This window comes from Pseudoalteromonas sp. TB51 (genome assembly GCF_000498055.1).
Classification (GTDB): Bacteria; Pseudomonadota; Gammaproteobacteria; order Enterobacterales; family Alteromonadaceae; genus Pseudoalteromonas; species Pseudoalteromonas atlantica.
This window is the reverse complement of sequence record NZ_AUTO01000315.1, coordinates 1-20,507: the sequence shown is the minus strand read 5'-3', so window position 1 is coordinate 20,507 and position 20,507 is coordinate 1. Positions and strand designations below refer to the sequence as shown.

The 20,507-nt window shown below is 40.4% G+C and carries 18 protein-coding genes, 1 other RNA gene and 1 pseudogene; 14 read left to right on the top strand and 6 right to left on the bottom strand.

Going from position 1 to position 20,507, the window contains the following annotated elements; translation table 11 throughout:
- Nucleotide 1 precedes the first annotated feature (1 nt).
- Nucleotides 2–3,226, top strand: coding sequence for a PilC/PilY family type IV pilus protein (locus tag L650_RS0119370; protein WP_029774107.1), 3,225 nt, complete (start codon nt 2–4; stop codon nt 3,224–3,226).
- Between the two features lie 9 nt (nt 3,227–3,235).
- Nucleotides 3,236–3,658 (top strand): type IV pilin protein, encoded by a 423-nt coding sequence (locus L650_RS0119365; protein ID WP_024032268.1) that lies wholly within the window; start codon nt 3,236–3,238, stop codon nt 3,656–3,658.
- Between the two features lie 14 nt (nt 3,659–3,672).
- Here L650_RS0119365 and L650_RS0119360 read toward each other — a convergent pair whose 3' ends face one another.
- Together L650_RS0119360 and L650_RS0119355 are read right to left on the bottom strand one after the other, a co-directional pair.
- A complete protein-coding gene (locus tag L650_RS0119360; RefSeq protein ID WP_024032267.1) occupies nt 3,673–4,203 on the bottom strand; it encodes a GspH/FimT family pseudopilin in 531 nt (176 codons plus the stop codon).
- 79 nt (nt 4,204–4,282) lie between these two features.
- Entirely contained in the window at nt 4,283–4,834 is a 552-nt protein-coding gene (locus tag L650_RS0119355; RefSeq protein WP_029774106.1) for a GspH/FimT family pseudopilin, read from the bottom strand.
- 179 nt (nt 4,835–5,013) lie between these two features.
- Here L650_RS0119355 and L650_RS0119350 point away from each other — a divergent pair, with 179 nt between their 5' ends.
- Nucleotides 5,014–5,352 (top strand): P-II family nitrogen regulator, encoded by a 339-nt coding sequence (locus L650_RS0119350; RefSeq protein WP_004588371.1) that lies wholly within the window; start codon nt 5,014–5,016, stop codon nt 5,350–5,352.
- A gap of 236 nt (nt 5,353–5,588) precedes the next feature.
- Here the strand turns inward: L650_RS0119350 and L650_RS0119345 are convergent, their stop codons facing one another.
- The gene (locus tag L650_RS0119345) at nt 5,589–5,957 is read right to left on the bottom strand and encodes a hypothetical protein (protein ID WP_024032265.1); all 369 of its coding nucleotides are present in this window, start codon (nt 5,955–5,957) and stop codon (nt 5,589–5,591) included.
- A gap of 57 nt (nt 5,958–6,014) precedes the next feature.
- Between L650_RS0119345 and L650_RS0119340 the strand changes: the two are divergent.
- A pseudogene (locus L650_RS0119340) lies at nt 6,015–6,535 on the top strand (GNAT family N-acetyltransferase).
- 95 nt (nt 6,536–6,630) lie between these two features.
- Entirely contained in the window at nt 6,631–8,304 is a 1,674-nt protein-coding gene (gene ggt / locus L650_RS0119335; protein WP_029774105.1) for a gamma-glutamyltransferase, read from the top strand.
- A gap of 44 nt (nt 8,305–8,348) precedes the next feature.
- On the opposite strand, the gene L650_RS0119330 is transcribed toward ggt, so the two are convergent.
- Nucleotides 8,349–9,551, bottom strand: a complete 1,203-nt coding sequence (locus L650_RS0119330) for an aromatic amino acid transport family protein (RefSeq protein WP_029774104.1) — start codon at nt 9,549–9,551, stop codon at nt 8,349–8,351.
- A 206-nt stretch (nt 9,552–9,757) separates the two neighbouring features.
- On the opposite strand from L650_RS0119330, the gene L650_RS0119325 reads away from it, so the two are divergent.
- On the top strand, nt 9,758–10,645 hold the full coding sequence (locus L650_RS0119325; protein ID WP_029774103.1) for a DMT family transporter: 888 nt from the start codon (nt 9,758–9,760) through the stop codon (nt 10,643–10,645).
- 13 nt (nt 10,646–10,658) lie between these two features.
- Here L650_RS0119325 and L650_RS0119320 read toward each other — a convergent pair whose 3' ends face one another.
- Nucleotides 10,659–11,537 carry a flagellar protein MotY gene (locus L650_RS0119320; RefSeq protein WP_024032261.1) on the bottom strand — a complete coding sequence of 293 codons (879 nt, stop codon included), beginning with the start codon at nt 11,535–11,537 and terminating at the stop codon, nt 10,659–10,661.
- A 363-nt stretch (nt 11,538–11,900) separates the two neighbouring features.
- Here L650_RS0119320 and rnt point away from each other — a divergent pair, with 363 nt between their 5' ends.
- Nucleotides 11,901–12,593, top strand: coding sequence for a ribonuclease T (rnt, locus tag L650_RS0119315; RefSeq protein WP_029774102.1), 693 nt, complete (start codon nt 11,901–11,903; stop codon nt 12,591–12,593).
- Here rnt and L650_RS0119310 read toward each other — a convergent pair.
- Nucleotides 12,577–14,202: a DUF342 domain-containing protein gene (locus L650_RS0119310; protein WP_029774101.1), complete on the bottom strand. Its 1,626-nt coding sequence runs from the start codon at nt 14,200–14,202 to the stop codon at nt 12,577–12,579. The two genes, rnt and L650_RS0119310, sit on opposite strands and share 17 nt — an antisense overlap.
- 266 nt (nt 14,203–14,468) lie before the next feature.
- Between L650_RS0119310 and ssrA the strand changes: the two genes are divergently transcribed.
- The 7 genes from ssrA to L650_RS0119280 all read left to right on the top strand — a co-directional run.
- Nucleotides 14,469–14,825, top strand: a transfer-messenger RNA (tmRNA) gene (gene ssrA / locus L650_RS23930).
- Between the two features lie 165 nt (nt 14,826–14,990).
- Nucleotides 14,991–16,238 (top strand): integrase domain-containing protein, encoded by a 1,248-nt coding sequence (locus L650_RS0119305; protein WP_029774100.1) that lies wholly within the window; start codon nt 14,991–14,993, stop codon nt 16,236–16,238.
- Between the two features lie 12 nt (nt 16,239–16,250).
- A complete protein-coding gene (locus L650_RS0119300) occupies nt 16,251–16,682 on the top strand; it encodes a hypothetical protein (protein WP_128081076.1) in 432 nt (143 codons plus the stop codon).
- A 93-nt stretch (nt 16,683–16,775) separates the two neighbouring features.
- Entirely contained in the window at nt 16,776–17,471 is a 696-nt protein-coding gene (locus tag L650_RS0119295; protein ID WP_029774098.1) for a hypothetical protein, read from the top strand.
- A gap of 94 nt (nt 17,472–17,565) precedes the next feature.
- Nucleotides 17,566–17,823, top strand: coding sequence for a helix-turn-helix transcriptional regulator (locus tag L650_RS0119290; RefSeq protein ID WP_029774097.1), 258 nt, complete (start codon nt 17,566–17,568; stop codon nt 17,821–17,823).
- 8 nt (nt 17,824–17,831) lie between these two features.
- Nucleotides 17,832–18,158, top strand: coding sequence for a hypothetical protein (locus L650_RS0119285; RefSeq protein ID WP_029774096.1), 327 nt, complete (start codon nt 17,832–17,834; stop codon nt 18,156–18,158).
- 30 nt (nt 18,159–18,188) lie between these two features.
- Nucleotides 18,189–20,507: DUF927 domain-containing protein (locus L650_RS0119280; RefSeq protein ID WP_029774095.1), on the top strand; the 2,319-nt coding region annotated here is incomplete at its 3' end.

Below are 20,507 nucleotides of genomic sequence, written 5' to 3'. Positions count from 1 at the left end.
AATGAAATTTAATCTTAATAAGCCATTGGTCTCTTTACTTGGTTTAGCACTGAGCGCCTCAGTAGTTGCTGAAGATATAGAGCTTTATGTCAATCATGATTTAGATTTAGATGAGAAACCAAGGGTTTTACTCATATTTGATACATCAGGCAGTATGGCGTTTTCATCCTCTAATGGTAATAACTGTGGTTTTAATAACTTTTTAGGCTTATATAACTTATGTATAGATAGCCGTCTTGCTGCTGCGCAATTTGCCATGAATAAAGTGGTATCAGATAACGAAGACTCTATTGATTTTGGCCTAATGCGCTTTGAAAGAAATTCAGCTGGTGGGTATGTTGTAAATGGTGTTGGTAGTGATTCATCCATAGTGCGTAGCTCTATTGCTGGTTTACCAGCAGATGGGGGGACGCCACTCACAGAGACACTTTGGGAAGCATATTTGTATATTACTGGTCAAGAGGTTCAATACGGAGAAGGTGTTACAACTCTAGAGCGTGATACAAGTGTTGAAAGCAGTACTACTGTCCAAGTTGAGCAACAGTCTTGCGTTTGGAAAGGGCCTTGGTGGAATCGCCGACAAGTTTGTAATACGGTTTATGTGCCGGAAACAAGATTCACCTATATATCACCCTTTGCAGACAGTGAAGCTGAAGCGGCTCGTTGCGATAATTCAATCAACATTATTTATATGACTGATGGCGACCCTTCTAATGATAACGGCAGCGATAGTGATATTAGTGATGAACACGAAAAGTACTTTGGAGAGCCATTAAACTGGAATACCGATAGTTATTACAGTAACTACTTACACCAAATGGCTAAAATTATTCATGGTACAAGTGATGTTACCGTTGATTTATATCCTGCCACTGCCGATATCCACGAAACAGGCCGCTTATACACTATAGGTTTTGGTTCAGGTATGAGTGCAAGCGGGCAAGAACTTTTAAGACGTGCAGCCTTATTGGGTGGCGGTGAAAACTTACCAGCAAGCACCCCAGATGAGCTTTCTAACTCGCTAAATAGTGCTATTTCTCGTATTCGTGAAGTAAACGATAGCTTCTCTTCGCCTTCGGTAGCAAGTAACAACGTAGACCAAACACGTAGCCGTGATGCCATTTACTTTGCCATGTTTTACCCAGAAACAAACACCCGATGGGGTGGGAATTTAAAAAAATTAAAAGTATCAGGCAGCGAAATAGTTGACTCTGCAGATAATACAGCGCTTGATTCTGATGGTTTAATCGACACCGATGCTAAAACATTTTGGTTGCCAGATGGCCAGTCTGCCGATGGTAACTTAGTTGCACAAGGGGGTGTAAACTATCATTTAGCTACACTCACGGGGACTCCAGCTGAAGACAGGCGCAACCTCTATACAGATAAGCAAGGCGATATAGTTGAGTTTACTACTAATATTGTGAGCGATATTTTAGATTTAGTCACCAATAACCCGATTAGCCTAGCTAGTTCAGATATAAAATGGGCAATGGGGATAGATGTTGACGATGAAGACAACGATGGCTCAAACACCGATCAACGCAGCGATATTTTTGGCGACCCTTTACATTCTAAGCCAGTGGCAATCGACTATGGCAATGACGACATACGTATATTGATTGGTACTAATGCCGGCTTTTTACATATGTTTAAAGACGATGATACCAATAACCAAGTGAGCGAAAGCTGGGCGTTCATTCCTTCTGATCTTTACGATATTATTCAGCCTTTACGCAATGAGGACACCGGTAAACTCTACGGGATGGACGGCCCAATCAGTGTTTACTTTAGTGATAAAAGCTTAAATGACGAAGGCATTAACGATGGTATTGTTGATGCAAGCGATGGTGATGACGTGTGGGCATTTGCAGGTATGCGCCGTGGTGGAAAAAACTATTACGCCTTTGATATTACTAACCCCGATCAGCCTAAAAAACTATGGGATAACCCTATAGAAGGGGGGACTGGCGATTTTAAAGAGCTAGCTCAAACGTGGTCAAAACCCCAAATAGCGTACATAAAAGCATTTGGTGATAAGCCATTACTCGTTTTTGGTGCAGGGTACGATACAAATAAAGATGCCGTGGTAAGAAGTGAAGACTCTGTTGGTCGCGGTATTTATATAGTAGAAGCTGAAACAGGTAAAAAAGTATGGGCTTTAACGCCAAACGAAAATGGATTTAAAGGTAAGCACTCGATTGCAGCAAATGTTTCTACGCTTGATTCAGATTACGATGGTTACATTGACAGAATTTATGCTGCCGATACCGGGGGCGATATTTGGCGTATAGACATGCCAGGCACAAGCACCAGTAATTTTACGCACTTTAAACTTGCAGAGCTAGGTAGCAGTTTAGCAAGCCAAGACCGCCGCTTTTTTTACCAGCCGTTGGTTGCGCGTACACTTTATAGCAAAGTAAGTGAAACAACGATTAATGGTGAAACAGTGATTACACGTTTAGATACGCCGTATGACGCTATTGTAATAGGCAGCGGAAATCGCTCAAAACCAACAGGTACAAATGAAGACGATCAGCTGTTTATGATAAGAGATGAAAATACAGTAACTCAGTCATTCACTAGCGCCCCTACAGCGATTAAACCAGCAGATTTAATGCTAATGAACAGCGACCCGTTTGGTAATGCTCTTGATGATGTAGATGAGTTTGTTGATTTAGAAGTCGATTTAGCTAAATTTAAAGGCTGGCGCTATGAATTAGGCACCGGTGAAAAATCTTTAGCAGCAGCCACAGTGGTGGGCGGTGTCGCTTACTATACAAGCTTTACTCCATCATCAGAAACCTCTACAGAGAACCAATGTTCGTTAAGTGGCGGTGGCGGCTCGTTGTATGCGTTCCATTTACATTATGGCACCAAGGTATATGACGACTTAAAGTTTACCACTAGCTATGATGTACCTGATACACCACAATTGTACTTTGGTGAAGGCCCCTCTTGTGCCGATGGAAATGGCGACGGCTTTTGTGATGATAACCCAACCATTGAAGTGACCGAAGAAAGCCAATTTTACCTAATTGGGCCGGGAATAAAAGGCGAAGATGCACAAAACCCAATGAAGCCAGTAGAAATAATGGGCCCAGGCTTAACGGTTGTAGATGGTACCGTACAATTAGTGAATGACGATGATAGTGTAGGGTTTGGCTTTAAAACCCAACAAACCTATATTTATAAACGTGAAGAAAATGATGAAATTGATGATTAAGGAATATTAATGAATAAACAAGCACGCGGATTCACGTTGATAGAGTTAATGATAGCCGTAGCTATTGTAGGTATTTTAGCCTCAATAGCACTGCCTAATTATACTGAGTATGTAAAACGCTCTTCTCGGGCCGAGGCCGCAGCGGCGCTTTTAGACGCTGCAAACAAACAAGAGCAGTACTTCGTAGATAATCGTGAGTACACAGAGACATTCTCAGACTTAGGTATACAAGAGACCACAGAAAACGGCCATTTTGAGCTGTCGATTGATGTGGATGATGACGATAATACGTTTACAATTACTGCAAAACCTATTGCGGGTGCTGTAAAAGGCGACGGTGACTGCACGCAAATTACAATTACTGACACAGGCTATAAAGGCGCTAAAGGCAGTAAAGGTAATTCAGATGTTGAGTATTGCTGGGGACGTTAACTTAATCGGGTTAACTAGTCGTTCTGACATTTGTCGGTTGATTTAATTCGTATACGGCCTGTTTGACTGACAGATAAAGCCAGCCCCTCAAGGTTGGCTTTATCTTTATTTGGGCAATATATAAATGTTCCATTTTGAAAACCATTTAAAGAGCCATCGGGCCGAAAGGTAATTGCACTTCGGGGGTATTGCATAGAATCTGCATCATGGATTTTTTCAAATGTGCTTATTAATAAGTCGTCGGTGTCTAATGACGTAGACTTGTCGTTATCAATAAACAGCGACATTTGCCCATCCCACTCATCTTTAGTGCATTGATTATCTTTTAAAGCACACAAAGTAACATAAGTGCCATTTTCAATGGCGTAAAGGCGGCCATAATTAATGTTTCTGTGCAGCAAATTAACATGATTGTCGGCTCTGTTTTTCGCTAAAAAGTCAGGAAAAACCGATAGAGAAATTTGGCTAACAATACTCACAATAGCAATAGATGCCATTAATTCTAAAAGCGTATAGCCAGCCTGAGTTTGGGTAGATAACCTCATCCCTGAAGCCCTGAGTCAAAAAATGTATTAGCTCAGTGTAGTAAATGATAAAAATATGACAACTTAAATTGTGTGTTTTTTAACCGCATTTAAGTGCGCTGTCACCGGCATAAAAAGCAGTACCTGATTGAGATAAAGTAAGCGCTTTATTATTTTCAGTGCCACCATTGGGGCAAAAAACAAAGTCACCTGGGTTTGTGGTAATTCGTCCACTGGTATTAAAACGCAAACGACGCTCATTTCCTGTAAAGGTTAACTTGTCGTTATCTGATATTTCTTCCATGACTCTAAGCAGTGTATCGGAAGCGCCGTTATAGTGCCCATCGTTATCTACATCGATAAATACAACTATAATTTTATTCTCGTCCCACTTTTTGTTGCAGTTGAAAGTGTCTCTGCTGTTTTTAATTTTACCTTGGCCAGTAGGGCACAAAACAACAATTTCATCTGTACTTGCAGCTTGTGAGCGAGCAAAGCTAATATTGCGCTTTAGTTCAAGCAAGAAGTTCTCAGCGCGGTTTTCTTCAAGCATATCGCTACTGTCCCAAAGAGCTATTGAGGCGATAATACCGACTATGGCTACTGCCACCATGAGCTCTAATAAAGTTAAACCGGTTTGGAATTTTTTCATATTATTTATACCTACTACATTTGTTATTATTATAGCTAGTTGAGAAAGATTTATAATTCAGACTTATAAGTAATTATACCACGCTTGGTTGTTTTATCATCGAATTCAATTGCTTTGTTTGCTATGAACTCCATGATTGTCTAAAATCGAGGCAACTAAAGCTTTAATAAGTAGTGAGCATGAAAAAAATAGAAGCAATCATCAAACCGTTTAAGTTAGACGACGTACGCGAAGCCCTATCAGATGTAGGTATCACGGGTATGACTGTAAGTGAAGTAAAAGGTTTTGGTCGTCAAAAAGGTCACACAGAACTTTACCGTGGCGCTGAGTACATGGTGGATTTTTTACCTAAGGTAAAACTTGATATTGTGCTAACCGATGAAGATGTTGAACGCGCTATAGAAGTAATAGTAAAAACAGCGCAAACAGGCAAAATTGGTGATGGTAAAATATTTGTCACAGATGTTGAGCGTGTGGTACGTATACGCACCGCAGAAGAAGACGAAGAAGCAATTTAATTATAGTAATAAGCGCATAAATAAAAAGGCTGCAAATAATGTTATTTGCAGCCTTTTTTTGTAAATACTATTTAATACTAATCAGCAATAATAATTAAGTATTTTAAGGGGCTAAGCCTCACGCTAAGTGCGTTAAAACGCTTGTTAAGAACACCTAAATAGCAATTTTTTACTTACTAAACAATGTTTTTACCCCAAAGAAAATTACTTAATTAAATGAATTAGTATCAATAATATTACTGTTTTTCAGCATGTTCTTCACGCGCTTCTTCAATTTCTTCGGCAATTTCTTGCGCTTTTTGCTTTGTTTTTTCGGTTAATTCACCCGCTGCTTCTTTGCTTTTTATCCATGCATCAACGGCAATCTCTTTGCCATCGTCGTACATGTCTAAGCCCATTGCTTTACTTTGTTCAAGCAGCTCATTTAATGACTCATCATTTTTAAGCTCTGTGGCTTTATCTTTTACATCGTTCCATGTATCACCAAGCTGCTCTTGCATTTGCGCGCTTTTATCTTTTGCATCTTCTTGTACTTCCTGAGCATCTTCACAGCCCGTTAGTGTAATTAAAGTGCCTAATAAAGCTAAACCTGCTAATTTGTTCATGTGCTATCTCTCCTTAGAGACAAATAATTAATTCCACTTAATAATAGAACAGCGAAGATGAACACACCTGTAACAACACGCTTAAATTTCAAATTAATGAATGAACACGATTGGCCGCTGCTGCATGAACTAGATCAAGACCCCGCGGTAATGAAATACATAAACCGAGGAACGCCTTCGACATTAAAACAAATTAAAGAAATAGGGATCCCCAGAATGCTCGCCTATAAAAATGCAAACAAAGGCTGGGGGCTGTGGAAAATCACCCTTAAAAAAGAGGACTTTTTTATAGGGTGGGTGCTGATTAGGCCTATGCACTTTTTTACTCAAACTCCCGATTTTACAAATATTGAAATAGGGTGGCGCTTTAAGCAATCTAGTTGGGGTCAGGGTTATGCAACGGAAGCGGCTANTTAAAAATGCAGCCAGAGATAAAAACACTATCAGCAATGGCACTGGCCGATAATAAAGCCTCAATTAGCGTCATGCAAAAGCTGGGGTTTACCTGGGTCAAAAACTATATACACACTGATGAACAAGGCGATTTGGATGCCGTTTTATACGCAAAGGCGTTATAGCATACAAAATATTACTTGTATAAACATTGACCTAACATTCTATGGTATGCATAAATGAGCCAAGCGAGATTCAAATAATAAAGTAAGGATGTTTTATGGGGTTATTTTTTCGACCAAGCCGGCTCATTGTAAAGAGTGTGTTGATTGCACAATTTTGTATATTTAGCGTGCAGGCAGAGCAAGTTACTAAAAGCGCTGTCGCAATGCCTGACTCGTTTAGTGCAGATACAGCACAAGCTATTTTAGAGCAAGGTGGAAATGCCGTTGATGCGGCTATTGCTGCGCAATTTGTATTAGCGGTAACGCTTCCCGAAGCCGGAAATATTGGCGGGGGAGGCTTTATGCTTATTCAAAAAGAGGGAAAAGGCGACTTTATAGACTATCGCGAAACGGCTCCCCAAGCAGCGCACAGAGATATGTATTTAGATGCCAAGGGCGATGTAATTAAAAACAAGTCAATTTATGGTATTCACGCAAGTGGTGTACCAGGGAGCGTCGCCGGTATGTGGCTGGCGCATCAAAAACACGGCACCTTAAAATGGCAAACATTAGTACAGCCTGCGGTTACCTTAGCAGAGCAAGGCTTTAAAGCGCCGCCCAAATTGGCTCAAGGGGTCGCACAATACATTGCTCATTTAGACAAACAAAATATAAATGTAAATTTTAAACACTATTTTGCAGATATAAAAGCAAATCAGATTTTTAAACAGCCTGAGCTAGCCGCTACTTTAAAACGCATAAGAGATAACGGTCAAGACGGGTTTTATAAAGGCGAAACAGCCCGCATTATTGCCAACTTTATGCACCAGCACGGCGGCATTATTAACGAAACTGATTTGGCTAATTACACGGCTGTGTCGCGCACGCCGATTAAAGCTAACTGGAACGGTTATGAAGTATTAACCTCTCCACCGCCTAGCTCTGGCGGAATAGCTATTTTGCAGTGGCTAAAAATGTTTGAGCTTAAAAAAAGCGAAATGGGGCTGGTACATAACTCTACTCAATACGTACATTTACTTGCTGAAATAGGTAAACGTGTGTTTGCCGATAGAGCAGAGTATTTGGGCGATCCGGACTTTTTTGATGTACCAGTGACTGAGCTTACTCATATTGATTACCTAAAAGCGCGCAGTAAAGATATTTCTTTAACAGCTATTTCAACGACCGAAAACATAAAACCAGGCCTCAAAGAAAGTGAGCAAACCACGCATTTTTCTATTATTGATAAAATGGGTAATGCAGTGGCTAATACCACAACGATTAATTTAAGCTTTGGTAGTGGCGTTGTGGTTGAAGGGGCAGGCTTTATATTAAATGACGAAATGGACGACTTTAGCGCTAAACCTGGGGTAATGAACGCCTTTGGTGCGCTCGGCGGTAAAGCCAATGAAATTCAGCCACAAAAGCGTATGCTTAGCTCAATGTCGCCAACCATACTGCTCAAAAACAACAGCGTTAAAATGGTCACAGGCTCGCCTGGGGGCACAACAATTATTAGCTCGGTGTATCAATCTATTTTAAATGCGGTTGAATTTAACATGGGCGCCAACGATATTGTTAATAGCACGCGGTTTCATCATCAGTTATGGCCTAAAAACGTGATCAGAACACATGCAGGGCTCAGTGAAAACACACAAGCTGAACTTATAAAAATGGGCTACACACTGGATGAGCGCCGCTTTGGTGATTTGCAGGTTATTGTAAATAAAGACGGTGAGTTACAAGCAGCTTCTCAGGCTACAGGCCGGGGTGAGTCTCGGGTATTTTAACATTTTTAACTAACCCCTTTAAGCTAAAGGGGTTAGTTTTGTTATTAACCAATAGCGGGTACTAATCCCAACATTTGCATAAATTGAGCGACAATAATTACAATGCCGCACAGCCCTGCAACCGCTAATCCCATATTACCACTTCGCACTTGGTATCCCGTTTGAGGGCCCGATTTACGCTGCCTATACACCATAGAAACCGGTAAAAATATTGCTAATACCACAAGGGCGATGGCTGCATAGCCTAGCGCCATTATAAATCCCTGAGGGTAAAATAACGCAAATCCTAAAGGGGGAATAAAAGTAATTAGTGCGGTTTTTATTCTTTCTGATTTGGTGTCGCCTTTATTAAATGCATCAGCAAAAAAATCAAATAACCCTAAGCTAACACCTAAAAAAGAGGTGGCCAATGCTAAGTCGGCAAACAGTGTAACAGCGCTTGTTACCTGCGGATTATGCGAAATACTTGCCACACTCTCTACAAAGCCTGTTAAGCCATTACTATTGAGTAAATCACTTTGCTGCATAATCCCTTGGCTAAGCAGTTGCCAAAAAATATAAATCACTAAAGGTAAAGCAGCCCCTGCAATCATTACCTTACGCAATACTTTTGTTTCTAGCCCCACATACTTAACAATTGACGGAATAGAGCCATGAAAACCAAATGAGGTAAAAATAACGGGTAAGGCAGATAAAATCAGCCCTTGCTCAACGGGCATTTCAAGTAAGTGCTTACCTTGTACATAGGGTGTAAGCATATAAAATAAGCTGCCTAGTACTAAAATTTTAATCGTAAATAACACGCGGTTAAGTTTATCTACTTTACTGGTGCCTAAAGTAACCACGCTACCTATTACAATGGCTAAAACAATAGAGGCAATTTGGGGCGCTATGTTTATGCTCAAATCACTACTAATACGCGACTGCAACTGCGCGCCACCCCCGGCTATATAGGCTGCGCACAGGGCGTAAAACAAAAATATCATCGAAAAGTTAGCTACGTACTGGCCGCGCTTGCCTAACCAGCGCTTTGCTAAGGTGTTTAACGTTGCATCTCTAGGGGCGTATTGGTGGAGCTCTAGCATTAATAAAGCGGTGTAGGTCATCAATAACCAGCTGGCTATTATCAGTGCAAGCGCGGTATTAAACCCAAGTCCTGCAGAGGCAATTGGTAAAGCCAGCATTCCTGCGCCTATGGTGGTGCCTGCAACAATTAACATGCTGCCTATTGTTTTATTTTTAAGCACTTAACTATCCTAAAATGTGTGAGAGGCACTCAAGATATAACTAGTTACTTAAAACATAAATAGTTTTGTAATAAATGCCGGTAAATAATAATGTAACTATGAATTTACAGCTGTATTTAGACGTTTATATATGTACTGCGTATTACTTTCGCGCGTATAATTTACTTTAATAGGGTTTCTACCTCCTCAGTGCAAAGGAATGGCGTGTGCCAGTTAAATTATCTTATTTACTACTTGTCATTATTTGGTGTACTACGCCATTAGGTATTGTATGGAGCAGTGAAACTGTAGCACCAACGCTCGCCGTTTTAATGCGCATGATTATAGGCTTATTTGTTGCTGGGTTAATTGTTGCTATAGCCAATATTCGTGTACCTTGGAGCAAAAACGCGTGCACGTTATATGCGTACTCCAGTTTGGGTATTTTTGGTGGTATGTCATTAAGTTACATGGCAGCTACCACAGTACCTTCAGGTATTATTTCATTAGTGTTTGGCCTTGCGCCTATTCTCTCTGGCTTTTTAGCACAAAGGTTACTTAATGAGCCTAAATTTAGCCCTATTAAATTAATAGCGCTGAGCTGTGCATTAATAGGCCTTTATTTTGTAAGTTATAACCAGCTACAAACCTCACAAACTCAGGGCATAGGGCTGATGTATGTGTTATTGGCGGTTACTTTATTTAGCCTCAGTGGGGTGATGATCAAACGTGTAAAAATTGCTATTCATCCTATGGCAACCACTTTTGGAGCGCTGGTTTTTGTTACTCCTTTATTTGGACTGTTGTGGTGGCTGGTAGATGGGCAAATAAGTATGGATTATTGGGGTGCTCGCTCGTTATGGAGTATTGCGTATTTAGGTATTTTTGGCTCGATTGTAGGGGCTTTAGCGTATTTTCATGTATTACAAAAGTTAAACGCCAGTACTGTAGCCTTAAGTAGTTTAATTACACCAAGTTTTGCATTAGCGCTAGGCGCATTACTTAATAACGAGCCTTTAAGTCAGGAGCTCATTATAGGAGCCATAATTATATTTTTGAGCCTAACGTTTTTTCAGTTTGGCGATAAGCTCATAAAGCGGCGCAGCGGTAGCTAGCAGTTTAGGGCGGTTACATTTTTGCTATTTGAATAATTAAACGACGGTTTTTATTTCGCCCTAAAATATTTTCGTTAGTATCAACAAAACGTTTTTCACCTAGGCCTGTGGTTTGTACTTTGCCCTCATCAACACCTAAGCTGACCATATAATCTTTTATAGCTTTAGCACGCTTACGCGATAAATCTAAGTTATTCCAACGGCCACCGTAGCTATCGGTATACGAATCAATACTTATAGACTCAATACTGGTATCATTTTTTAAATACTCAGCAATTTTATCTAAGCGCTTTTGCGACTCTTTAGTGAGCTTACTGCTATTTGATTGGTAGTTCATTACAGTAAATGAAATATCTTCAAAGCTGTATGGTAAAAGTTCATCGCGGCACTGCAAAAACGCCCAATAGGCTTGCTTAAAATTAACGCTTGAAATACCAACGGCAATTTTGTCGGCACTATTTTGCCAGTCTTGGTAGTAAAAGGTAGGATGAAACCCTTTTTCAAGTTCAGTTAGCATTTCCCATGCGGTTTTATTACCAAGCTCACCATCAAACTTTTTAAGTAACTTCATCGTGGTTATATCACGCGCGGGCAGGCCTGAACGCCATGCTGGTGGCACCGCCTTTAAACCGGCTATATCGTAATTGTCGGGGCGCACAACCATATCTAGATTAAAAGTTAGGTTTTTGTTTTTACTGGCCGATGCCTTAAATATGGCCTCACCGTAGTAGGGCACTTCGTGGTTTAATTGACACTGTAAGCGCGTTGTTTTTATAACTTCCCAATTGGAGTTATCTTGATTTGCGCTGTATTGGCGCATAGCCGCTTGCGATGAATAACTCATCAAGGCGGTGCCAAGGCTTACGCTAATAAAAAACAACTTACACTTCATAAAACGCTCCGGTTAATCTACTAAGCCAATATTTTGGCGTACGGCTAAAGTAGGGCTCTATACCAACTTAATTAAAAACATAATCTTCGTATCGTATTAAATAGCCTGCTCACTGCGTTAAACTTACTGATGTAAAACAAAGCTATAAATAATTTTCGCCTTGTTATTGCGCTATTTTCTAGGCGCCATACTGGTATCCGTAATTTAATGCGATGGGGATTAATAACAGCCAATACAATTAGCAGTTATTTAAAAGCAAATAGCATGCCTACAATATATTAATTAAATAATTTATAAAGCCCTAGCCGAGTAGCCCCCAATTTTGACATAATAGTGAGCTTATCCTCATAAACCAAGAAGACTATGGCAAATACTGAGCAAACACTTTTCGCACAACGCTTTCGCGGCTTTTTTCCTGTTGTTATTGATGTAGAAACCGCCGGCTTTAATAAAGAAACCGACGCCTTACTTGAAATTGCCGTATCAATTTTAAAAATGGATGACGAAGGGTTACTCAGCATAGATCATACCGTTCATTTTCATGTAGAGCCTTTTGAAGGCGCTAATATTGAACAAGCCGCAATTGAATTTAACGGCATAGACCCGTTTAGCCCGTTGCGCGGCGCTGTACCAGAAGACGAAGCAATTAAAGAAATTTGTAAAGCAGTACGTAAAGCGCAAAAAGCTGCTGGGTGTCAACGCTCAGTTGTAGTGGCACATAATGCCGCTTTTGATCATGGCTTTTTAAATGCAGCCATTGAGCGTAACAATATTAAGCGTACGCCATTTCATCCATTTGTGAGTTTCGATACAACCTCGCTTGCAGGGTTAGCTTTAGGCCAAACGGTACTAGCTAAAGCATGTAGAGCCGCGGGGATTGAGTTTGATAACAGCCAAGCACACTCGGCACTTTACGATACAGAACGCACAGCAGAACTATATTGTTTAATAGTAAACCGTTGGCAAGAGCTAGGGGGCTGGCCATTAGCGCCACTACCTGAAAGTGACGCCCAAGAAACTGAAAACACCGAAGAGGATACTAAAACGACTGAGTGATTTTTCCCTCAGAAAGTTTTACTAAGTGGGGTGGGTAAATACGCGAAAACTGTTTTGTGTCTTTTGCTATTTTAAGCTCCACACCTGGGTGCATTATTTCGTTAATTTTAAGTCGGCTAGTTGCCAATAGCTGAGAAATTTTTTGCTTCACCAATCTTTTTTGACGTTGTACGTGCATAGCGCGAGTTTTTATATGCTGCTCATTAGCGGCAATTTTATCTAGTAGCTGTTGGCGTTGAGCAGCAACTGGAATTTTTATCGCTTTTTCTTTAGCTTGTTTAAGTGCAGATGTTTTACTTGCTAATACTTTTTCAAAATCAATTATTTGAGACTGCTTTGAGCGCAGTTCATGCCAGTTTTGAGCTAAAAACACACGGGTCTTAGTCCCTGCCGGCGCACCTAGCTCACCTGTTTCTATACGCATAGCATCAAGAATATTCCCCCCAATTATTTTGCCGCGAGGGTTACCTGCTTTACCCACACGTATTAAGCGCCTTGCACTTAAATTACAATGCAATGCTTGGCGTTCTATAAATAAATCTTGCGCACTTTTAATATTACAGTACTGGGCATAGCCAATAGAAATAGTACGCTGGGCAGAAATTTCGCAAGTAAATGCTTCTTCATTTTCACGCTTACGACCAATAGCGCCGAGCATAATAGTTACCGCGCTTTGGCTTTCAATCGTGCCTGATTCTACAAACCCTAATACAGTAATATCGCCATTGGCTTTAACCCGCATACCATCTTTTACATCACCAGATATAATTACACTGCCATCAAAATCAACGTGGCCTGTACTTACATCTACATTATGAAAACACAAAACATCGTCAACCCGCATGCCTCTAGGTAAGGCCACAGGCACACCTTTACAATCGGCAATGAGCATGTTTTGGTTATTAGGATCTATTTTTGTGCCTTCAAAGGGCTGTAATTGGTGTTCTTTACCAGGCGTTGCCTTGATCATATCGCCAAAAACCGTATAGCCATCTTCACCTGGAGTAGCTGCTACTCGCTGCATTAAAGGGGTGCCGGGCTTTACCGTAATAATCGCGCCAAGGTCTTTCATATCGACCTTGCCACCTTCTTTTGCTTGGGGGCTAAGTACGCGGTCTTGCGCAGTAGAGCAAAGGCGAACAAACCTCGCATCACTGCCTTCTTTAGGGTTTCGGCCATGAGCCACAATAGCGCTGTATGATGTACCTGCAGGGTGAGAAAACTGCTGACCTAAAAACGTATCAAGTGCACGAGGACTAATGCCTTTTTTTACACCGGCTTTAACTAAAGCTGCTTGAGCTGCCTCCATAGAGAGTAATGCGCCGCCTTTGGCCGTGGTAAGCGTTGCCTCTGCAACCATGTTTTTTTCATCAACGTTAATAACAATGCTCGCGTCCGTGGCTTTGGCAATTACTAATGATTCTTGCTGATAATTTTTACTCGGTGAAAATAACTTACCAATATTGCTAGAGAGTACTTCAAACTCGCAATAATCCGACTGTTCAAGTAGCTCAATAAGTTGAGCACTCGTCACCGGAAATCCATTATCAATAGGGTGTGCAGATAACGCCAGCTCGCCCGTTTGTTCATTAAATAAAAAAACCGACATTTATAAATTCCCTACGTAATATGCCTGTTATTATGATTATTACTTTTACTACTAAAGCCTTATAGCTAGTGTAAAATTTAACTCCTTATTTGAGCACAACTTGACCGACATGTTAAGTAAATGTTCAGTATTTGTTTGCTTTTTTACAAACTTGTGCTTGTTTACTGTTCAGTTGATTCAGTTAGCTAAAATAAAAGTGTCACACCCCTTGAGTATCAGTCGTTTACTCAGTTATACTGCCCCCACTGAAAGAAATTCATATTTCAGGGGCTGATTAGGATTCGACGGAATTCAAGAAGCCTGAGGTGCATGTCGAGGTGCGGTTTGCCTCGTAAAAAAGCCGCAATTTAAAGTAATCGCAAACGACGATAACTACTCTCTAGCAGCTTAGGCTGGCTAGCGCTCCTTCCATGTATTCTTGTGGACTGGATTTTGGAGTGTCACCCTAACACCTGATCGCGACGGAAACCCTGGCCGGGGTTGAAGCGTTAAAACTAAGCGGCCTCGCCTTTATCTACCGTGTTTGTCCGGGATTTAAAGGTTAATTAAATGACAATACTAAACATGTAGTACCGACGGTCGAGGCTTTTCGGACGGGGGTTCAAATCCCCCCAGCTCCACCACTTCAAGGTTTCCTAGAGTATCAGGAAGCATCAAAAACCCTTTAAAATTAACGTTTTAAAGGGTTTTTTAATGTCTGTGAATATCATTCAATATCGTAACATCTCACTTTTATAGTAACATTATATGTAACACTCCAATCAATGTTACTAAACTGGTGTTACATCATGGCTAAAATAGTTAAACCACTGACAAATACAGAGATTTTACAGGCTAAACCTAAAGAAAAGGAATATAACTTATCTGATGGTGAAGGGCTGATGTTACGTGTAAAGCCTAACGGCTCTAAAATTTGGTTATTCAACTACACCCATCCTTACACCAAGAAAAGGAAGAATATTAGCTTTGGTGTTTACCCTGATGTCTCTTTAGCTAAGGCAAGAGCGAAACGGTTAAGCGCCCGAGAGCAATTAGCCGATAATAGCGACCCTAAAGAAGTTAGGGAGCAAGAGCAACTAGCAGTAGAACAAGCGCATTCAAATACTTTTTATAAAGTTTGTTGTGACTGGCATTTAGTGAAGAAAACAAAAGTATCACCAGATTACGCCATTGATATATGGCGTTCTTTAATGCTTCATATATTCCCCAAACTTGGCGAGCGGCCTATAAGCAAAGTGACGGCCACCAGCGTAATAGAAGTTTTAAATCCGATAGCTGCAAAAGGTAACTTGGAAACTGTTAGGCGTTTATGCCAACGAGTTAACGAGGTTATGAGCTTTGCAGTTAACACTGGTCTTATATACAGCAATCCGCTATCTGGTATTAGTGATGCTTTTGAAGCGCCAAAAGCTAAATTGATGGCAACAATAAAGCCCGATGAATTGCCCCAACTAATGAAAAGCCTTAACACTACTAGCATTAAGCTAGTTACAAGGTGTTTAATTGAATGGCAACTTCACACTATGGTCAGACCTACAGAGGCGGCTGGGGCGCGTTGGGCTGAACTTGATTTAAAAAATCGTGTTTGGATAGTTCCTGCGGAACGTATGAAGATGAAACGAGAGCATACAGTTCCTTTATCTGATCAAGCTTTGCAGATACTTGAAACCTTACACCCTATAAGCGGCCATAGAGAATATTTATTCCCCGCTGATAGAGACCCCCGCAAACATGCCAATAGTCAAAGCGCAAATATGGCATTAAAGCGCATGGGGTACGGTGGAAAATTGGTTTCACATGGTTTGAGGGCATTAGCTAGTACAGTATTAAATGAACAAGCATTTGACGCTGATGTTATTGAAGCGGCGCTTGCTCATGTCGATAAAAACGAAGTGCGTAGAGCTTACAATAGGGCTGATTATTTGGAACGTAGACGGCATTTGATGCAATGGTGGTCTAGTCATATAGAAGATGCAGCAATCAACAGTATTACTTTAGCTGGTGGCGTTAAAGGGCTTAGGCTTGTAAATGGTTAATATGGAGTATAAGTGATGAACATTAATTTAGATAAAGAAAAAGTATGTGAAGTTATGACGAAGCATAAGGAGGCTAAAGGGGTTCTTTATTGTCTTGAGTTATTAGGGCAGAAGTTTGAACAAGGGGCTTTAAATAGTGCCTATAACTCAGTTTCTCAAGCTTTAAGATATTTAAGTGATAGTAATGATTTAATTGAGCACTTCACTGAGAATGAACCACAAATAATACCCTTAGCGTCATTAACAAAAAGCTATAAAAACGCAGTTTTAGCAAGTGCTGGAGTTGAATGTTGTGTAATGGAAATTGGATATGACGAATCTAAATCTTGCGAGCTAAAAATTAATTACACGGATGCGTTATGTGCTGCACACTCAATGTTATTTGACTTAGTTGAGTTGTACGAAAGCATGATAGAGAACCCACCAGCAGCACAAGCAGCTTAACCGAGTTGGCAAAGCCTAGGATAGCTCCCGAAAAGGGCGCACACCCAAGCGCCTCTGGCTTTGTTCTTAATTATTGGGTATCGCGGGGGCGATATGGAAAATACTTGGGGTGAAAACTCAGGGCAATGGGTTAACTCTTTTAGTTTTCAAGAATCTGATATAAATACTTTAAAGTCATACTTAAAAGGGTTTTTCCGCAATACTATTGATGAGGAGCATTTTATTTGCTCTTTAGAAACAACCATTACTAAATATTTATTGATAAAAGCTGATCATGACCTTTTAGATAAGCGTAAAGAAACGATTAGTAAATTGAATAAAATAATAAATGGCTTAACTAAGTCTATAAATGCACTACAGTCGCTAGACTCCCATGCACAAGCTATTTATTCTCAGCATTGTTATTTTTCTGAATTTGATTTATCTGGTAGCAAGAATATAAACAGACTAACGAACAATCCTGCTGATGAATTATCAATAATGCTTGAAGCAGCACAGCAACAGCTAAATGATATTCATAAAGACAAATACACAAGAGATAACGCACTATCATTTTTAGTCGAGCATATAATAAAACACTGGCTTAAATACTCGGTTACTACACTGACGATAGACACTCGTAATATGCCTTGGCGAGATGTTACGCGAGGAAAGCGAACCCCAGAAATAGCCTTATGGCAAGTCGTGAAGTTAGCTCTACTCATTATAGGCACTCCCTTACAAGATCCCTCGAATCATATTAAAGATGCTTTAGAGCATTTACAAAGCTTAGATACCAACGGGGGATAAAGTTAAAATTAATTTGCGAATAAACCCCATTCCTAAGAAAGCAATAATGTACAGAATATCGTGTTATACCCGTTAGACACTAGGAAATAGCACGATGTACACAGAGAAAACAGAATTAAAAATTATACGTAAGCCAGAGGTATTAGCTTTATTTGGTTTGTCGAATGCATCCCTTTATCGTCAAATAACTGCAAATATATTCCCCCCTGCGTTCAGTCTTGGCTGTAGAGCTACGGGCTGGTATGAGCACGAAGTTAAACAGGTTATCGCCGCTCGTGGTGCTGGCAAAACTGACGAGGAAGTAAAAACCTTAGTTAGTGAGCTGGTGGCCGCTCGTAAGTCTGCGGTATAGGTGGCGCTATGAATCATATTCAATTAACTCCACCAGCAAAGAAACCGCCAATAAAAGCATTATTGCTTCATCATTTTTATCAAGGTGGAACGCTTAATAGGTTTGAAGCAATAGAACAGTTTAATTATAAATCCTTAGCTGAGGCTATCTCAAAATTTAGAGCTATTCACTTTCTTGAGTTCTCAAGGCAAAGTGAATTTTCTCGTTGTCAAAATAATATGACGACTATCTGCCCCCGTTACTGGCTGACAAACAATACAGAAAACTTAGAGGCCGCTTATCACGTACTGGTGCATGAATTTGGTTATACCCCAAGTTTTAAACCAGCAGCTTAATACAAATATTAGTTAGGAGCTTTGTTCTGTATGAGCGGCCATAATAAACCAAATATAAATTTCAAGCAGATAAATGATACAGCCCTAGCCAGCTCTGAACATGTAATTGTCAATTGGGTTCCCGATGGTGTTAGAAAGGGAGGCGAATGGGTAGCCTTGAACCCTACGCGGAACGATGGGGCTAAAGGCTCATTCTCAATAAATATAAATACAGGTGTTTGGAAAGACTTTGCTACTAATGACGGTGGGGCTGACTTGATTAGCCTTGTTGCATATGTTGAGAAGTGTAGCCAAGGGGATGCAGCTAAAAGCCTAAGCAAGTTTTTAGGGATAGCTGATAACACTATAAACACAAGTGCGCCAATACAAAGGCAATCTAAACCAGCAAATACTGCTAATGAATTTAAGCCGAACTTTAACCCACCAGCAAGCGCACAAAGTAAGTGCCCGTTAGAGCATCCTAAAAACGGTAAGCCGTCGAAGTATTGGGATTATCTTTCTACTGATAGCGTATTAGTAATGCGTGTTATGCGGTTTGATTCTAATAAAGCTGGTCACAGAAAAAAAGATTATAGGCCACTAGCATTTGGTTCTATTGGCAGCAGTTCGCAGCGTTGGTACTGGCGTCAATTACTAGACAATAGACCACTGTATAGACTTAACAGCCTTAAGACTATTAATGAGGTTGTTATTTGTGAGGGAGAAAAGGCCGCAGATGCAGCCGTGGCATTATTCCCCAATAGCTTTGTTACATGTTGGGCTGGTGGCTCTAAAGCGATCACTAAAACAAATTTTACCCCCTTAAAAGATAAAGCCATTACTTTTTGGCCTGATAACGATGATGCAGGTCAGACAGCTATTAATGGTTTGAAAGCCGAGTTAGATAAGGCCGGTGTTAAATCGTTTAATGTAATTGGGATGGGTTTATTTAAAGACTATAAGCCAGCTTATAACGGCACTTTAGAAAGTGGTGGTAAGTGGCCTGATAAAGCCGATGCATTTGACGCTATTGGGCTAGGTTGGACTCAAGAGCATATTAAAACCGCCTTGGATAAAGGTTTATTACTTACCAGTGAATTACCTGAAAGCAAAGCGGGCGATGATTCTGTTCCCTTTGGTTATAACATGGATGACCGTGGTATCTGGTACACAGATGATAAAAGTAATAGTAAACGTTTATGCAGCCCAATAGAGTTAATTGCTAGGTCTCGGAGTGGGCTAGGTGATGGGCGTAACTGGGGCATTTTACTGCGTTTTAAAGATTTTGACGGACAGGAAAAGCTTTGGAACATACCAATGCAAGCTTTTGCTACCGATGGCGGCTCAGAAGTTATTAGGGGGCTATTAGAGCGAGGTTTGGATATTAGTTCCCACAGAGATGCAAAAAGAAAGATATTAGAATACTTGCAAGAATATGAAACAAGTAGGCGTATGTCGTTAGTTTATAAAATGGGGTGGCATAATAAGTCATTTGTATTACCTGATAGCGTAATAGGCTCTGATTCTAATGTTATGTATTACAGCGAGCGCCCAGCAATGTGTAAATTGGGTATCAATGGCACATTAGAGCTATGGAAAAGTAATATAAGTAAATATTGCTCTGGTAACCCCTTAGCTTTATTCGCGGTTAGTGCGGCTTTGTCTGCGCCACTGGTTGAGCTTATGGGTTATGAGTCAATGGGTTTTCATTTTTTTGGGGATAGTTCGTGGGGTAAATCTACTTTGTTAAATGTTGCGTGCTCAGTTTTTGGCAACCCTGAAAAATATAAATGTACTTTTAGAGCTACAGATAACGCATTAGAAAGCCTTGCATCATCTCATTCAGATATGTTGCTGGCACTTGATGAAATTAACCAAGTCGACTCAAGGATCATCGGCGATATTATCTATATGTTAGGTAATGGCCAAGGTAAACACAGAGCAAATGAACGTGGCCAAGCAGGAGACTCACAACATAGATGGAAATTGACTTATTTAACTAATGGCGAAAAAACATTAGAACAATACTTGTTAGAAGGGGGGAAAAAAGTCACTGGCGGTATGGAAATGCGCTTTATCGGAATAAAGGCCACTTTTAACGATAGTGAAGCAGATAAGAAAAACAAAGGGATATTTAATGATTGCCATGAGTTCGCTGGTGGTGCTGACTTATCGAATCACTTAAACCGCAACATGAAAAACAACCACGGAACAGCATTTCCTGAATTTATAAAAATGTTGGTTCAACAAGATTTTAAAGAGTTGGTGGCTTGGCTCGTTAAAGAGGTTGATAAGTTTGTTTCATCTAATTTAACCGCTGAGGCTGGTGGTCAAGTTCAACGCGCCGCCGCAAAGTTTGCCTTGGTGGGG

Coding starts and splice junctions, on each gene's coding strand:
- L650_RS0119310 (WP_029774101.1), bottom strand. CDS start 14,202: ATGTCGGTTTTTTTATTTAATGAACAAACGGGCGAGCTGGCGTTATCT.
- rnt (WP_029774102.1), top strand. CDS start 11,901: ATGGCAAATACTGAGCAAACACTTTTCGCACAACGCTTTCGCGGCTTT.
- L650_RS0119295 (WP_029774098.1), top strand. CDS start 16,776: ATGGAAAATACTTGGGGTGAAAACTCAGGGCAATGGGTTAACTCTTTT.
- L650_RS0119345 (WP_024032265.1), bottom strand. CDS start 5,957: ATGAACAAATTAGCAGGTTTAGCTTTATTAGGCACTTTAATTACACTA.
- L650_RS0119305 (WP_029774100.1), top strand. CDS start 14,991: ATGGCTAAAATAGTTAAACCACTGACAAATACAGAGATTTTACAGGCT.
- L650_RS0119320 (WP_024032261.1), bottom strand. CDS start 11,537: ATGAAGTGTAAGTTGTTTTTTATTAGCGTAAGCCTTGGCACCGCCTTG.
- L650_RS0119365 (WP_024032268.1), top strand. CDS start 3,236: ATGAATAAACAAGCACGCGGATTCACGTTGATAGAGTTAATGATAGCC.
- L650_RS0119290 (WP_029774097.1), top strand. CDS start 17,566: ATGTACACAGAGAAAACAGAATTAAAAATTATACGTAAGCCAGAGGTA.
- L650_RS0119370 (WP_029774107.1), top strand. CDS start 2: ATGAAATTTAATCTTAATAAGCCATTGGTCTCTTTACTTGGTTTAGCA.
- L650_RS0119360 (WP_024032267.1), bottom strand. CDS start 4,203: ATGAGGTTATCTACCCAAACTCAGGCTGGCTATACGCTTTTAGAATTA.
- L650_RS0119355 (WP_029774106.1), bottom strand. CDS start 4,834: ATGAAAAAATTCCAAACCGGTTTAACTTTATTAGAGCTCATGGTGGCA.
- ggt (WP_029774105.1), top strand. CDS start 6,631: ATGGGGTTATTTTTTCGACCAAGCCGGCTCATTGTAAAGAGTGTGTTG.
- L650_RS0119285 (WP_029774096.1), top strand. CDS start 17,832: ATGAATCATATTCAATTAACTCCACCAGCAAAGAAACCGCCAATAAAA.
- L650_RS0119350 (WP_004588371.1), top strand. CDS start 5,014: ATGAAAAAAATAGAAGCAATCATCAAACCGTTTAAGTTAGACGACGTA.